This is a genomic window from Providencia sp. SP181, from assembly GCF_050446505.1.
Classification (GTDB): domain Bacteria; phylum Pseudomonadota; class Gammaproteobacteria; order Enterobacterales; family Enterobacteriaceae; genus Providencia; species Providencia vermicola.
Map to the genome: position 1 here is coordinate 1 of NZ_JBBPXM010000027.1, position 13,636 is coordinate 13,636.

General features: G+C 43.6%; 11 protein-coding genes, 2 tRNA genes and 1 rRNA gene. 3 read left to right on the forward strand and 11 right to left on the reverse strand.

Features of this window, described 5'->3' with window-relative positions; translation table 11 throughout:
• Positions 1-201 precede the first annotated feature (201 nt).
• Positions 202-1,677: a ketol-acid reductoisomerase gene (ilvC, locus tag AABS66_RS21200; RefSeq protein WP_206083059.1), complete on the reverse strand. Its 1,476-nt coding sequence runs from the start codon at positions 1,675-1,677 to the stop codon at positions 202-204.
• A 177-nt stretch (positions 1,678-1,854) separates the two neighbouring features.
• On the opposite strand from ilvC, the gene ilvY reads away from it, so the two are divergent.
• Complete coding sequence (ilvY, locus tag AABS66_RS21205; protein WP_206083058.1) at positions 1,855-2,751, forward strand: HTH-type transcriptional activator IlvY; 897 nt, start codon at positions 1,855-1,857, stop codon at positions 2,749-2,751.
• Here ilvY and ilvA read toward each other — a convergent pair.
• The 6 genes from ilvA to ilvL form a co-directional block, all read right to left on the reverse strand.
• Positions 2,743-4,317, reverse strand: coding sequence for a threonine ammonia-lyase, biosynthetic (ilvA, locus tag AABS66_RS21210; RefSeq protein WP_272539563.1), 1,575 nt, complete (start codon positions 4,315-4,317; stop codon positions 2,743-2,745). The two genes, ilvY and ilvA, sit on opposite strands and share 9 nt — an antisense overlap.
• A gap of 1 nt (position 4,318) precedes the next feature.
• Complete coding sequence (gene ilvD / locus AABS66_RS21215; protein ID WP_206083056.1) at positions 4,319-6,169, reverse strand: dihydroxy-acid dehydratase; 1,851 nt, start codon at positions 6,167-6,169, stop codon at positions 4,319-4,321.
• A gap of 65 nt (positions 6,170-6,234) precedes the next feature.
• Positions 6,235-7,164: a branched-chain amino acid transaminase gene (locus AABS66_RS21220; RefSeq protein ID WP_206083055.1), complete on the reverse strand. Its 930-nt coding sequence runs from the start codon at positions 7,162-7,164 to the stop codon at positions 6,235-6,237.
• Between the two features lie 11 nt (positions 7,165-7,175).
• Positions 7,176-7,445 (reverse strand): acetolactate synthase 2 small subunit, encoded by a 270-nt coding sequence (gene ilvM, locus AABS66_RS21225; protein ID WP_206083054.1) that lies wholly within the window; start codon positions 7,443-7,445, stop codon positions 7,176-7,178.
• Positions 7,442-9,088 (reverse strand): acetolactate synthase 2 catalytic subunit, encoded by a 1,647-nt coding sequence (gene ilvG / locus AABS66_RS21230; protein ID WP_206083052.1) that lies wholly within the window; start codon positions 9,086-9,088, stop codon positions 7,442-7,444. Before ilvG ends, ilvM begins: the two co-directional genes overlap by 4 nt.
• A 131-nt stretch (positions 9,089-9,219) precedes the next feature.
• On the reverse strand, positions 9,220-9,321 hold the full coding sequence (gene ilvL / locus AABS66_RS21235; RefSeq protein ID WP_071524553.1) for an ilv operon leader peptide: 102 nt from the start codon (positions 9,319-9,321) through the stop codon (positions 9,220-9,222).
• A 480-nt stretch (positions 9,322-9,801) separates the two neighbouring features.
• Here ilvL and AABS66_RS21240 point away from each other — a divergent pair, with 480 nt between their 5' ends.
• Positions 9,802-11,328, forward strand: a complete 1,527-nt coding sequence (locus AABS66_RS21240) for a YifB family Mg chelatase-like AAA ATPase (protein WP_206083050.1) — start codon at positions 9,802-9,804, stop codon at positions 11,326-11,328.
• A 75-nt stretch (positions 11,329-11,403) separates the two neighbouring features.
• Here AABS66_RS21240 and AABS66_RS21245 read toward each other — a convergent pair whose 3' ends face one another.
• Positions 11,404-11,742 (reverse strand): DUF413 domain-containing protein, encoded by a 339-nt coding sequence (locus AABS66_RS21245; RefSeq protein WP_206083048.1) that lies wholly within the window; start codon positions 11,740-11,742, stop codon positions 11,404-11,406.
• A 112-nt stretch (positions 11,743-11,854) separates the two neighbouring features.
• On the opposite strand from AABS66_RS21245, the gene hdfR reads away from it, so the two are divergent.
• A complete protein-coding gene (gene hdfR / locus AABS66_RS21250) occupies positions 11,855-12,700 on the forward strand; it encodes an HTH-type transcriptional regulator HdfR (RefSeq protein ID WP_206083047.1) in 846 nt (281 codons plus the stop codon).
• A gap of 496 nt (positions 12,701-13,196) precedes the next feature.
• On the opposite strand, the gene AABS66_RS21255 is transcribed toward hdfR, so the two are convergent.
• From AABS66_RS21255 to rrf, 3 genes are all read right to left on the reverse strand, one after another.
• Positions 13,197-13,272, reverse strand: a tRNA-Trp gene (locus AABS66_RS21255).
• 8 nt (positions 13,273-13,280) lie between these two features.
• Positions 13,281-13,357: transfer RNA gene (locus AABS66_RS21260), tRNA-Asp, on the reverse strand.
• Between the two features lie 59 nt (positions 13,358-13,416).
• Positions 13,417-13,532: ribosomal RNA gene (gene rrf / locus AABS66_RS21265) — 5S ribosomal RNA — on the reverse strand.
• Between the last annotated feature and the right edge of the window lie 104 nt (positions 13,533-13,636).

Here is a 13,636-nt window from a genome sequence, read left to right on the forward strand (position 1 = left end):
TTTTTCTAAGCTATTCGTGTTAGAGGAAGGCGGCAAAGGAGGTTATCCCAAGGAGCATACATGAGTATGTGACTTGGGTAACCGAGTGTAGCCAACGCACCTATCACGCGAAGAGCGACGAAAAATAAGGTTATCCACAAGTATGTGACTTGGGTAACCGAGCGCTGCCAACGCACCTATCACGCGAAGAGTGACGAAAAATTAACTTCCAACTGAAATCTTCTTCATATCCGTCATATAACCACGTAACGTCTTACCGATTTTCTCGATAGGATGATTACGGATTGCTTCATTGATATCACGTAACTGCGCGTTGTCTGTGCCATTATCAGCAACTGGCTTCGCTAAATCGCCCGCTTGTAATTTGGTCATGAAGTCTTTCAGCATCGGCACAGCTGCAAATGAGAACAGGTAGTTACCGTATTCCGCCGTGTCTGAAATAACCACGTTCATTTCATATAAACGCTTACGCGCAATGGTGTTCGCAATCAGTGGCAGTTCATGCAGAGACTCGTAGTATGCTGATTCCTCTAAGATACCCGCTTCTAACATCGTATCGAACGCCAGCTCAACACCCGCTTTAACCATCGCAACTAACAGAACGCCATGGTCAAAATATTCTTGTTCTGCAATTTTGCCTGCATATTCAGGGTAATTTTCGAATGCTGTTTTGCCTGTCTCTTCACGCCATGTCAGCAAGTTTTTATCGTCATTTGCCCAGTCAGCCATCATTGTTGATGAGAACTCACCTGAAATAATGTCATCCATGTGTTTTTGGAACAGTGGTGCCATGATGGTTTTCAGTTGCTCAGACAACGCATATGCGCGGACTTTCGCAGGGTTAGATAAACGATCCATCATCAGCGTGATACCACCTTGTTTCAGCGCTTCTGTGATAGTCTCCCAACCAAATTGAATCAATTTACCGGCATAGCCTGGCTCAACACCGTCTGCAACCATTTTGTCGTAGCTCAGTAATGCACCTGCTTGCAACATACCACACAGAATGGTTTGCTCACCCATCAGGTCAGACTTAACTTCCGCAACAAATGAGGATTCCAGAACACCTGCACGATGGCCACCTGTGGCAGCCGCCCATGCTTTAGCAATCGCCATCCCCTCGCCTTTCGGGTCATTTTCTGGGTGAACAGCAATCAGAGTTGGAACCCCGAAACCACGTTTGTATTCTTCACGAACTTCCGTACCTGGGCATTTTGGTGCAACCATCACAACAGTAATATCTTTACGGATTTCTTCACCAACCTCAACAATGTTGAAACCGTGTGAATAACCCAGTGCTGCACCTTGTTTCATCATAGGCTGAACAGCACGAACAACGGTAGAGTGTTGTTTGTCTGGCGTTAAGTTAACAACTAAGTCTGCCGTTGGGATCAATTCTTCATACGTACCCACTTTAAAGCCATTTTCAGTGGCTTTGCGCCATGAAGCACGTTTTTCACTAATCGCTTCTGCGCGTAATGCATAAGCGATATCTAAACCAGAGTCACGCATGTTCAGGCCTTGGTTCAGACCTTGTGCACCACAACCGACGATGACGATTTTTTTCCCTTTCAGGTAGCCAGCTTCGTCCGCAAATTCTTCACGTTTCATAAAGCGGCACTTGCCTAACTGAGCTAACTGCTCACGCAAATTCAATGTGTTAAAATAATTCGCCATTGTCATACTCCATTGTTCTGTTGTGTTCGTTATGTCAGGCAATCAATTTGCCTGTCGCTTATTTTTAAGCGTTTATAGATTTACTATATGCGATGTTTCGCATTGCTTAAATTGATATATTAACAATACAATGTTGCAATATTCGCAACGTAGTTAATGACTTTATCCGAGGGCAAAATGGATATTCGTGATCTGAAACTTTTTTTGCATTTAGCACAGAGCTGCCACTTTGGCCGTACCTCTAAAGCCATGCATGTCAGCCCTTCAACGCTTTCTCGACAAATCCAGCGCCTAGAAGAGCAATTGGGTCACCCACTATTTGTCCGTGATAATCGTTCGGTAAAACTCACGCAAGCAGGGGAGCACCTAAAACAATTTGCCCAGCAAACTTTGTTGCAATATCAGCAACTGCAGCATGCCCTTAACCAACAAAGCCCATCTCTCAGTGGTGAGTTGCATCTTTTTTGCTCAGTCACTGCCGCATACAGTCATTTACCACAAGTTTTAGATAAATTCCGTGCTTTGCACCCATTAGTCGAAATAAAGCTCACCACTGGCGATGCCGCGGATGCGGTAGAAAAAGTGGAAACCCATGAGGCAGACCTTGGTATTGCAGGCAAACCTGAGCGTTTACCCGACAATGTGCGTTTCACAAAAATTGGTGAAATCCCATTGGTGCTCATTGCACCATCACTGCCTTGTGCTGTACGTTCGATGGTGACTGAAGCAGAACCTGATTGGTCAACGGTACCGTTTATCCTGCCAGAACATGGCCCATCACGAAAACGTATCGAATTATGGTTTCGCCGCCATCACATCAATAACCCTGTGATTTACGCCACAGTGTCTGGCCATGAAGCGATTGTATCTATGGTTGCACTTGGTTGTGGTATCGCGTTGATCCCAAGTGTCGTCGTGGATAATAGTCCTGAGCCTGTCCGTAGCCGTATCTCACAGCTCGACAATATTTCAATGGTGGAACCCTTCGAACTCGGCGTTTGCCTATTAAGCAAACGCCTAAGTGAGCCACTAATTAAAGCATTTTGGGAGCTACTCCCAGACAACTCAATCTAAGGTTTTTTGACTATCTTGTGGCGCTAGGAAAAAACGAAAAGAAGGATTGCCCGTCTCGTCGTGGTACTCGTATCCTAGTGCATCAAGGTGCCTATCAAAGCGCACTTCTGGCCCCGCAAGTTCAAATGCCGCCAGCACTCGTCCATAATCCGTGCCATGGCTGCGGTAATGAAAAAGCGTAATATTCCAGTGGGTTCCAAGCGTCTCTAAAAATCGCAGTAACGCTCCTGGAGACTCTGGAAATTCAAAGCTATACAGTCTTTCATCTAACGGTTTAGATGGTCGACCGCCAATCATGTAACGTACATGAAGCTTCGCCATTTCATCATCAGATAAATCATCAACATCATAGCCATTGCTTCTGAGTTCTTGGATAATTTCTGCGCGTTCACCATCACGACCACTTAAGCGCACCCCAACGAAAATACAGGCACGCTCAGGGTCTACATCCGTATAACGGTAATTAAACTCCGTGATTGCGCGGTGGCCTAATAGCTGGCAAAAGCGTAAGAAACTGCCTTTTTCCTCAGGGATCGTCACCGCCAACAGCGCTTCGCGTTGTTCTCCAATCTCACAGCGCTCAGATACATAACGCAGCCCATGGAAATTCATGTTCGCACCAGACAAAATATGCGCTAAACGCTCACCTTTGATGTTATGTTGTTGGACATATTTTTTCAGCCCTGCCAGTGCTAAAGCGCCTGATGGTTCTGCAATTGCGCGAACATCTTCAAAAATATCTTTCAGTGCTGCACAGATAGAGTCGCTATCCACCGTGATGACATCATCGACATATTGTTGGCACAATCTAAACGTTTCATCACCAATACGTTTAACTGCGACACCTTCCGCAAATAACCCGACACGAGGTAAATCAACGGGGTGACCCGCTTCTAACGCCGCTTTCAAACACGCTGCATCTTCCGCTTCGACACCAATGATTTTAATTTCAGGCATTAATTGTTTGATGATAACCGCCACACCCGCGATTAAACCGCCCCCGCCAACAGGGATGAAAATACGGTCGAGATGCACGTCTTGCTGTAATAATTCCAGCGCAATAGTGGCTTGCCCAGCAATTACCGATGGGTGATCAAAAGGCGGGACAAAGGTATATCCCTCTTCTGCCGCCATCGTGATCGCTTTCGCTTTTGCTTCATCAAAGTTTGCACCGTGTAAAATGGCTTCACCACCAAAGCTACGAACTGCATCCACTTTGATATCCGCGGTTGCCACTGGCATGACAATTTTGGCTTTAACACCCACACGGCTTGCCGACAGGGCGACACCTTGAGCATGATTCCCCGCTGATGCCGTCACAACGCCTTTGGCTTTCTGCTCTTCCGTTAACGTTGCGATCATGGCGTAAGCCCCGCGTAACTTAAAACTGTGTACAGGCTGCCTGTCTTCACGTTTAACTAAAATTGTATTGCCTAAACGTGCAGATAATTTATCCATTTGCTGAAGCGGCGTAACTTGAGCCGCTTCATAGACTGGCGCACTCAGCGCCGCCTTTAAATAATCAGCACTTGTAGGTGCTGCGGGTAATGGTTTTGCCGCTGCCACATCAGCCCCCTAATTTTGACTTATCGCGCACAGCGCCTTTGTCTGCACTAGTTGCTAAGGAAGCGTAGGCACGCAGTGCAAAAGACACTTCGCGCTGACGATCGCGTGGAGTAAAGGCCTTATCACCACGGGCTAATTCCGCCTCACGCCGTTGGTTAAGTTCGCTTTCACTGACATCCAGCACCATCGTTCTTTTTGGAATATTGATATCAATAATATCGCCATCTTGAACCAGAGCTAATAAGCCGCCACTGGCTGCTTCTGGCGAAATATGGCCAATAGACAAACCTGAACTACCACCCGAGAAACGGCCATCAGTGATAAGCGCGCAGCTTTTACCCAAGCCCATTGATTTCAGGTAGGACGTTGGGTACAACATTTCCTGCATGCCTGGCCCACCTTTTGGCCCTTCGTAGCGGATCACTACCACATCACCTTCAACGATTTTACCGCCTAAGATGGATTCAACTGCATCATCTTGGCTTTCAAATACTTTTGCAGGGCCACGGAACGTTAAGCTACCCTCATCAACCCCAGCTGTTTTGACGATACAGCCATCTTCCGCAATATTTCCAGATAAGACAGCAAGACCACCATCCAAACTATAAGCATTCTGAATATTACGGATACAGCCATTTTCACGGTCAGTATCCAGCGAAGGCCAACGGCAATTTTGTGAGAATGCTTTGGTCGTACGAATACCTGCAGGGCCTGCGGAAAACATAGACTTAACACTTTCGTCTTTCGTCAGCATGACATCATACTGCGCCAATGTTTCTTGGAAAGTCAGCCCTAAAATATTAGTGACATTTTCTTGCAGTAAGCCTGCGCGGCTCAGCTCCCCTAAAATACCAATAACCCCACCTGCACGGTGAACATCTTCCATATGGTATTTTTGTGTGCTTGGTGCCACTTTGCATAAATGCGGAACTTGACGAGACAAACGGTCAATATCTTCCATCGTAAAATCAACATCAGCCTCTTGTGCTGCTGCCAGCAAGTGAAGAACGGTATTCGTCGAGCCCCCCATCGCAATATCAAGGGTCATGGCATTTTCAAACGCCGCTTTATTGGCAATATTACGAGGTAACGCACTTTCATCATCTTTTTCGTAATAGCGTTTCGTTAGCTCGACAATACGTTTACCTGCGTTGATAAATAAGGTCTCGCGGTCAGCGTGAGTCGCTAATAACGAGCCATTACCTGGCTGAGATAACCCTAATGCTTCAGTTAAGCAGTTCATGGAGTTAGCCGTAAACATACCAGAGCATGAACCACAGGTTGGGCAAGCAGAACGTTCGATTTGTTCGCTATCTGCATCACTCACATTCGGGTTTGCCCCCTGGATCATCGCATCGACTAAATCCAATTTAATAATTTGGTCTGAAAGCTTGGTTTTCCCTGCTTCCATCGGACCGCCAGAAACAAAAATAACTGGGATATTAAGACGTAATGACGCCATTAACATACCTGGGGTAATTTTATCGCAGTTAGAAATACACACCATAGCGTCCGCACAGTGCGCATTAACCATATACTCGACAGAATCGGCAATTAATTCACGGGAAGGTAAGGAATACAGCATTCCGCCATGCCCCATGGCAATCCCATCATCAACCGCAATTGTATTAAACTCTTTCGCTACGCCGCCTGCGTTTTCAATTTGCTCTGCAACCAGTTTGCCAAGATCGCGTAAATGTACGTGACCAGGTACAAACTGAGTGAATGAGTTAACAACTGCAATAATGGGTTTTCCAAAATCAGCATCGGTCATTCCAGTTGCTCGCCACAATGCGCGTGCCCCCGCCATATTACGACCATGTGTTGTTGTTGCTGAACGGTACTTAGGCATATCTTTAACTCCCGTGTTTAAAAACAGGCGGGGAACGTCCGCCTGTAACATCTATTTCAATTTAGTTATTGAGGGTTTACTGGATCTAACCAGCCCCATTTGTCTTCCGTTGTACCATTAAATAAACCGAAGAATGCTTGTTGAATTTGTTTAGTCACTGGGCCACAACGACCAATACCTACTTGGATACCATCAACGCTGCGTACAGGGGTAATTTCTGCTGCAGTACCTGTCATAAAGACTTCATCCGCAAGGTAGAGAGATTCACGTGATAGTGTTTGCTCACGGACTTCAATACCCATATCTTTTGCTAAGGTTAAGATCGCATCACGAGTAATACCTGGTAATGCAGATGATGTGAACGGAGGCGTATATAAAATTCCATCTTTCACTTCAAAAATATTTTCCCCAGCACCTTCAGAGAGATACCCATGAACGTCTAAAGCGATACCTTCTTGATAACCATGACGACGTGCTTCGCTACCCACTAATAAAGATGATAAATAGTTACCACCTGCTTTTGCGCCAGTAGGAATGGTATTCGGTGCAACGCGATTCCATGAAGAAACCATCGCATCAATTCCCTGATCTAGGGCTTCTTCACCTAAATAAGCACCCCACGGGAAGGCAGCTAAGATGACGTCAGTGTTATAACCATCTGGTGGGTTAACCCCCATGCCAACATCACCAATAAAAACTAATGGCCGGATATACGCACTGACTAAGTTATTTTTGCGTAAAGTCGCACGACACGCTTCCATTAACTCTTCTACGCTATAGCTGACAGGCATACGGTAAATTTTTGCAGAATCGTGCAAACGTTGCATGTGCTCACGGTGGCGGAAAACGACAGGCCCTTTGTGAGAATCATAGCAACGGACGCCTTCAAACACTGATGTACCATAATGCAGAGCATGAGACATAACATGAACCTTTGCATCAGCCCATGGCGTCATTTCACCGTTAAACCAAATAAAGTCAGCTTTCTTAGTCATTTTAATCTTCCTTACATTGCACTTTGTGTGCGTAATAGTCGTGATTCTTGTTGTAGCACTTCAACTTCTGTAATGTCGGAAAGCTTCGTTAACTGAGCGCAAAGCTGGGTTAACGGCCTCTGACTACTTACAGTCAGTTCAATATTAACATTATCGCCATCTGATGATTGTCCCATATTCATGGCATTTATCTTAAATCCACGATGGCGAGTGACCCTTAATATACGCTCTAAAACCTCAGGACGGAAACGGGCCAATATCGAGAGTTGATGTTGCATCATAATGGTTTCTCCATCATTTTTTCATTACTCGCCCCTGGTGGAACCAGCGGCCAGACGTTTTCTAATTCATTAATTGATACCTGTAATAGATAGGCACCTTCGCTATTCAATAATTCATCTAATGCTGCATTTACTTGCGACTTATCCGTAATACGCTGCCCTTTAATGCCAAACGCACTAGCTAAAGCAACAAAATCGGGGTTATCTGTTAATATCGTTTCGCTGTAACGTTGTTCGAAGAACAACTCTTGCCATTGGCGAACCATGCCTAAGCGTTGATTATCCAATAACAGAATTTTGACAGGCAATTGTTTGCGTTTGATGGTGCCTAATTCTTGAACATTCATCATGAACGAGCCGTCCCCAGATACGCAAACAACGGTATCTTCAGGTCTCGCTACTTGCGCGCCAATAGCAGCGGGAATACCAAAACCCATCGTGCCCAAACCGCTTGATGTTAAGAAATTTTCAGGGGCATCCACCGTAATATGCTGCGCTGACCACATTTGATGTTGCCCTACATCCGTTGTAACAACCGTGTTCGGTTTCATTTTATCGGACAGTTGTTTCAATAAGAGTGGTGCATAAATAGGTTCACCTGGGTGGTCATAACGCCAACCAAATTCTGTTTTCAGCTGCTGAACCTCGGCTTGCCATGGTGCAATGGCTTTTTTCAGCATTAACTTTGGCAATAACACTTTTGCATCACCGTGTAAGGCTACATGGGTTTGGCGCAATTTATCCAATTCAACGTGGTCGATATCGATATGAATGACTTTGGCATTTGGTGCAAAGGTATTTAATTTCCCAGTGACACGATCATCAAAACGTGCTCCGACGGCGATAAGCAAATCACAGCGTTGAACAGAAATGTTAGCGGCTTTCGTGCCATGCATGCCTAACATTCCCAAGTAATTTTCATCTGCTGGATCTGGCGCGCCTAACCCTTTTAATGTTGAAACAGAGGGTAAGCCAGTGTAGGCGATAAATTCCCTTAACTCCGAAACCGCACCCGACATCCCTACACCACCACCGATGTATAACATGGGTTTTTCTGATTGTTCCAACAATGCTCTCGCTTGCTGTATCTCAATCTCAGGGAATGACATTTCTTGCTCTACTGGCATTAAGAACGGTGATAGCTCTGCGTGTTGTAGCTGAATATCTTTCGGAATATCAATCAGTACAGGTCCTGGACGCCCACTATTTGCGATTGCGAAAGCTTCAGCAAGAATGCGAGGCAAATCTTCTATCGATTCAACTAAAAAGCTATGTTTTGTACAAGCCAGAGACAAACCTAAAACATCAATTTCCTGAAAAGCATCCGTCCCAATAAATTCAGAAGCCACTTGACCAGTAATGGCGACAACGGGAACAGAATCTAACAATGCATCTGCTAATCCTGTTATAACGTTTGTTGCACCAGGGCCTGATGTCGCGATACAAACTCCCGTTTTACCCGTTGAGCGTGCATATCCAATTGCTGCAATAACCGCACCTTGTTCATGTCTACACAGTAAATGTTCTACACCCCCATCATACAATGCATCATAAACTGGCATAATTGCTCCCCCAGGATAGCCAAAAACCGTATCAACTCCCTGAGTTCGCAACGCCTGAACCAACCATTGTGCTCCGTTCATGCTTTTCTCCTGTCTGCCTACTTTTTATCTGTTTGTATTTATTATGTTTTGTATATTTTTTTGGATTAACAAAATTTGTGTCAAAAAAAACCCCGCGCCTTTCGGTGCGGGGTTCTCGTAAGATCTGGCTGTTATTTTAGCCTTCGTCGTCCAAGTGCAGCCCCGCACGGTGGGATAATAATCACCACCACGCTAATAATAATTAGGCTAACTGCTTGGATAAATGCGTTCATGAGTTTTACTTTTTTAACTTTATTTGTTGTCCTTATTAAAGAGGTATCATTTTAAAATCATTTTGACAACTTTTATTTAGGTTATTTATTATCAAAATATTTATCTTAAATAAATTCATGCAGTTAAGTAAAAAACAGAACAATATGCTATAAGAATAGTAAGAAAGCAGTAATTACCCATGAATTAGATAGCATAATCAGCTGTATCCCCCATGACCTTTTAATAAAAATGGTTCAATCTCACTTCTCCCAATTGATTATTTTTTCTTTAGCGTATCCAATGCTTTATCAAAATGCACAATGACAAAAAAAACATCAAGCCGAGATATACCAACCCCTCAAAGCACCCCCCAAAAAAATGAAACAGCTAAGTCACTAAACAAATAAATTATCGAGTGGCTTCGCAAATAGTATTTTCATCCATTAAATATCAGCTAGTTTTTAACAGAATATTACTCTGTTATTTATATCGGAGGTTTTATGGCACTAGCGATTGTTTACACTAGAGCTTCGATAGGCATGGAAGCACCACTTGTCACTGTTGAAGCTCATATTAGTAATGGGCTTCCAGGGCTAACATTAGTCGGTTTACCCGAAACAGCCGTCAAAGAATCCAGGGATAGAGTCAGGAGTGCGCTACTCAATAGTGGGTTTGAATATCCCGCAAAAAAAATAACGGTAAATTTAGCACCCGCTGATTTACCAAAAGAAAGTGGTCGCTACGACCTTGCTATTGCAATTGCGATACTCGCCTCATCAGGCCAGATCCCACATGATGCATTAAAAAAACATGAATTTTTAGGTGAACTGGCACTTTCTGGTGATATTCGTTACGTCAATAGTGCTATTCCTGCGGCACAAGCCGCATTAAAACAACAACGCATATTAATCATTTCAACTAAAAATCGGCATCAATTAAATTTATTACCCAATAAAAGCGTTCAGTTTGTAAGTTCTCTGCTAGAACTTTGCCATTATTTTAATGGAAACAATGAGCTTGAGTTTAACTACCAGATAAATCAACCACCCCCATCAGCTAAAAATGAAGATAACATCAACGATATTATTGGCCAAGAACAGGGTAAGCGAGCACTTGAAATTTGTGCTGCAGGAGGACACCATTTACTCCTTCTAGGGCCTCCTGGAACAGGTAAAACAATGTTAGCTAGCAGGCTCATTACACTATTACCCGCTCTTACGCCTCAGGAAGCACTAGAAGTCGCTTCGCTACATAGTTTAAGTCAAGCTACTCAAAGTGCTATAGATTGGCCAATGAGGCCATTTAGAGCTCCTCATCATAGTGCATCAGTGGCAGCGCTAATCGGTGGTGGCTCACTTCCTAAACCAGGGGAAATATCACTCGCTCATCACGGTATTTTATTTTTAGATGAATTACCCGAGTTTAGCCGTGCTGTCTTAGATTCATTAAGAGAACCTCTTGAGTCAAAGGAAATTAGTATCTCTAGGGCAAAAGCAAAAGTCTGTTACCCTGCCAATTTTCAACTTATTGCCGCACTAAATCCAAGTCCAACAGGGCATTATCAAGGTGCAATGAGCCGTTCCTCACCAATATCTATTCTACGTTACCTTTCCCGCATATCAGGCCCATTCTTGGACCGATTTGACCTTTCCATTGAAATTCCTTTGTTGCCTATAGGTTCACTCAGCACCCCAAACCCTCAAGGAGAAACTAGCGAGCAAATACAACAGCGCGTCATTGACGCAAGAAATAAACAGTTAGCACGGGCAGGGAAAATCAATTCTTTACTAACATCGAGAGAAGTGACACAGTTTTGCGCTCTCAACTCTAAAGACGCTTTATTCTTAGAACATGCACTAAACAAATTAGGTCTTTCTATCCGAGCTTGGCATAAGATTTTAAAGGTTTCTCGAACCATTGCAGATCTCAAGGAATGCTCAAATATTGAACGAGTGCATTTATTAGAAGCTCTTGGCTACAGAGCAATGGATAAGTTATTGCTTCATTTGCAAAAACAAGTAAGCTGAGGAGAGGAGAAATAAAATATGCTCCACCGTACAAAATAAAGGGACCGAAGTCCCTTATCTTATACGATGGTGATATTAGTCATCTGTATCAGTATAGTCTTCCGAAGGATCTATCTGTGGTTTACCGCCAGATAGCGTGTGGAAGCGTTTTGGACGATTAATACGACTAGAATATTTTACCCAAACTTTTTCTTCTGGAGTAACTGGCTCACGCTCACCGCGGCAAACAGCAACGAAGAGTTTTTCCTCGTCAGTTTGTGCAGCACGTTTACCTGTATCAAGCTCGTTAAAAGCTTGACCTAGGCGTTCAAGCAACTGAGCTTCTTTAATGGTGAAATCACCATGACGAGAAAAGCCACGTGGGTAATGCTTATTATCAAAAAAACGATTAGTCGTGATGAAGCTATCTGCCATCTGACACACTCCTAACTTATTGCAGTCAAACTCTATATGGCGCGGAGTATTAGACAGCATTGACAATCTGTAAAACAAAACATTTAAATCATCACGACAAAAATAATTGGAGATGTATGTGGACAGCGAGTTATTGAGAACTTTTTTAGAGGTAAGCAAGACTAGGCACTTTGGTAGAGCAGCGGAATCACTCTACTTAACGCAATCTGCTGTCAGCTTTCGTATCCGACAGTTAGAGACTCAACTTGGCACCAGTTTATTCACTCGCCATAGAAATAATATTCGATTAACCGCCGCTGGTGAGCGATTAGTACCGTATGCTGAATCGTTGATGAACACCTGGTTACAAGCCAAAAAAGAAATTTCTCACGCATCACAGCATACAGAGCTTTCAATCGGTGCTACCGCTTCTCTATGGGAAGGCTACCTCACTGACTGGGTGGAAGCGCTTTATACTCAGCATGATGAATTACGATTAGAAGCTCGAGTGTCGACCCGACAGTCTCTCGTAAAACAGCTACACTCAAGAGAATTAGATTTGCTAATTGCCACTGAGCCGCCAAAAATGGATGAGTTCGAAAGTACGATTATTGGAACTATCGAGCTGCAACTAATGGCTTCACAAAAAAATATTGCTTTGACAAATTACAATTACATAAAACTAGAGTGGGGGGCTGATTTTCATCCAAAAAATGAATCTGCACTAACTCAAGATGATACACCAGTGATGATCACGACATCCGCTCATATTACCCGTCAATTACTTCCTGTATCGCTTTCAGCGGCATTTTTACCCGCACATTGGATACATCAATATCCTGCACTAAAAACGCTGTCAGAATCCCCTATAAGTAAGCCACTCTATGCCGTATGGTTACAAAAAAATGATCAACAGGCTCTTATTAATCAATTAATTAAAACACCAATAAAAAATGCGCCGTTGCACGAAACTAATTAAGCAAAATGAATTATTTGCTCATTCTGTTTCTCGATGATGGTATTAAATACCCTAAAACATATTCTATCTGCTTAAGGTGAACTCAAAAGCTATTAAAATAGAGCCTAAGATAGGTTTTTATTGATAAATAAGGGCGTACTAACTCCAATCGCACCCTTACCCTTAATTTAATTTTCTGAATCCTTTTAGCAAAATGCAGAAGCGCGGATTTCTTTATTCTGATATCGCCCTGTCCTTGATATTCAAATATAACTGACCAGAGAGATAAGTAAGAATCGAGTGTCATACTAATACGATAGAGTAATTTGATTATATATCAATCACTAAAAAGTGATAATTAATGGCATTTCTGTGAGAATTTGAAGAAAGCAAGAGTGGTAATAATAAACAAGGAGCAATAATGAAAGGGTGTTCGTAAAATTTAGATAAAGAAAAACCCGATTAATATAACCGGGTTATCAATAGATACTTCTTTTATTATTACTTAATTGGTAACTGGCAGGGGCGGAGAGACTCGAACTCCCAACACCCGGTTTTGGAGACCGGTGCTCTACCAATTGAACTACGCCCCTAAATTAAGTGGCGGAACGGACGGGACTCGAACCCGCGACCCCCTGCGTGACAGGCAGGTATTCTAACCAACTGAACTACCGCTCCACTTATTCATTTTGCCTTTCGGCAGCTTACTGCTATTGAGCAATAAACTTTTAATTAATGTCTGGCAGTTCCCTACTCTCACATGGGGAGACCCCACACTACCATCGGCGCTACGGCGTTTCACTGCTGAGTTCGGCATGGGGTCAGGTGGGACCACCGCGCTATTGCCGCCAGACAAATTCGGTTTCGTTCACGTTTAGCGCATTTTCTTCGCTAAACCAGAACATCAATCTTGAACAAGCTGCTGTGTCCGTCACCTTTCGGCTTCTCACTCACATT

What these genes read in the sequence shown, in the direction of transcription:
- ilvC (WP_206083059.1), bottom strand. Translation starts at nt 1,677, where the DNA reads ATGGCGAATTATTTTAACACATTGAATTTGCGTGAGCAGTTAGCTCAG.
- ilvY (WP_206083058.1), top strand. Translation starts at nt 1,855, where the DNA reads ATGGATATTCGTGATCTGAAACTTTTTTTGCATTTAGCACAGAGCTGC.
- ilvD (WP_206083056.1), bottom strand. Translation starts at nt 6,169, where the DNA reads ATGCCTAAGTACCGTTCAGCAACAACAACACATGGTCGTAATATGGCG.
- AABS66_RS21220 (WP_206083055.1), bottom strand. Translation starts at nt 7,164, where the DNA reads ATGACTAAGAAAGCTGACTTTATTTGGTTTAACGGTGAAATGACGCCA.
- ilvM (WP_206083054.1), bottom strand. Translation starts at nt 7,445, where the DNA reads ATGATGCAACATCAACTCTCGATATTGGCCCGTTTCCGTCCTGAGGTT.
- ilvG (WP_206083052.1), bottom strand. Translation starts at nt 9,088, where the DNA reads ATGAACGGAGCACAATGGTTGGTTCAGGCGTTGCGAACTCAGGGAGTT.
- ilvL (WP_071524553.1), bottom strand. Translation starts at nt 9,321, where the DNA reads ATGAACGCATTTATCCAAGCAGTTAGCCTAATTATTATTAGCGTGGTG.
- AABS66_RS21240 (WP_206083050.1), top strand. Translation starts at nt 9,802, where the DNA reads ATGGCACTAGCGATTGTTTACACTAGAGCTTCGATAGGCATGGAAGCA.
- AABS66_RS21245 (WP_206083048.1), bottom strand. Translation starts at nt 11,742, where the DNA reads ATGGCAGATAGCTTCATCACGACTAATCGTTTTTTTGATAATAAGCAT.
- hdfR (WP_206083047.1), top strand. Translation starts at nt 11,855, where the DNA reads ATGTATGTGGACAGCGAGTTATTGAGAACTTTTTTAGAGGTAAGCAAG.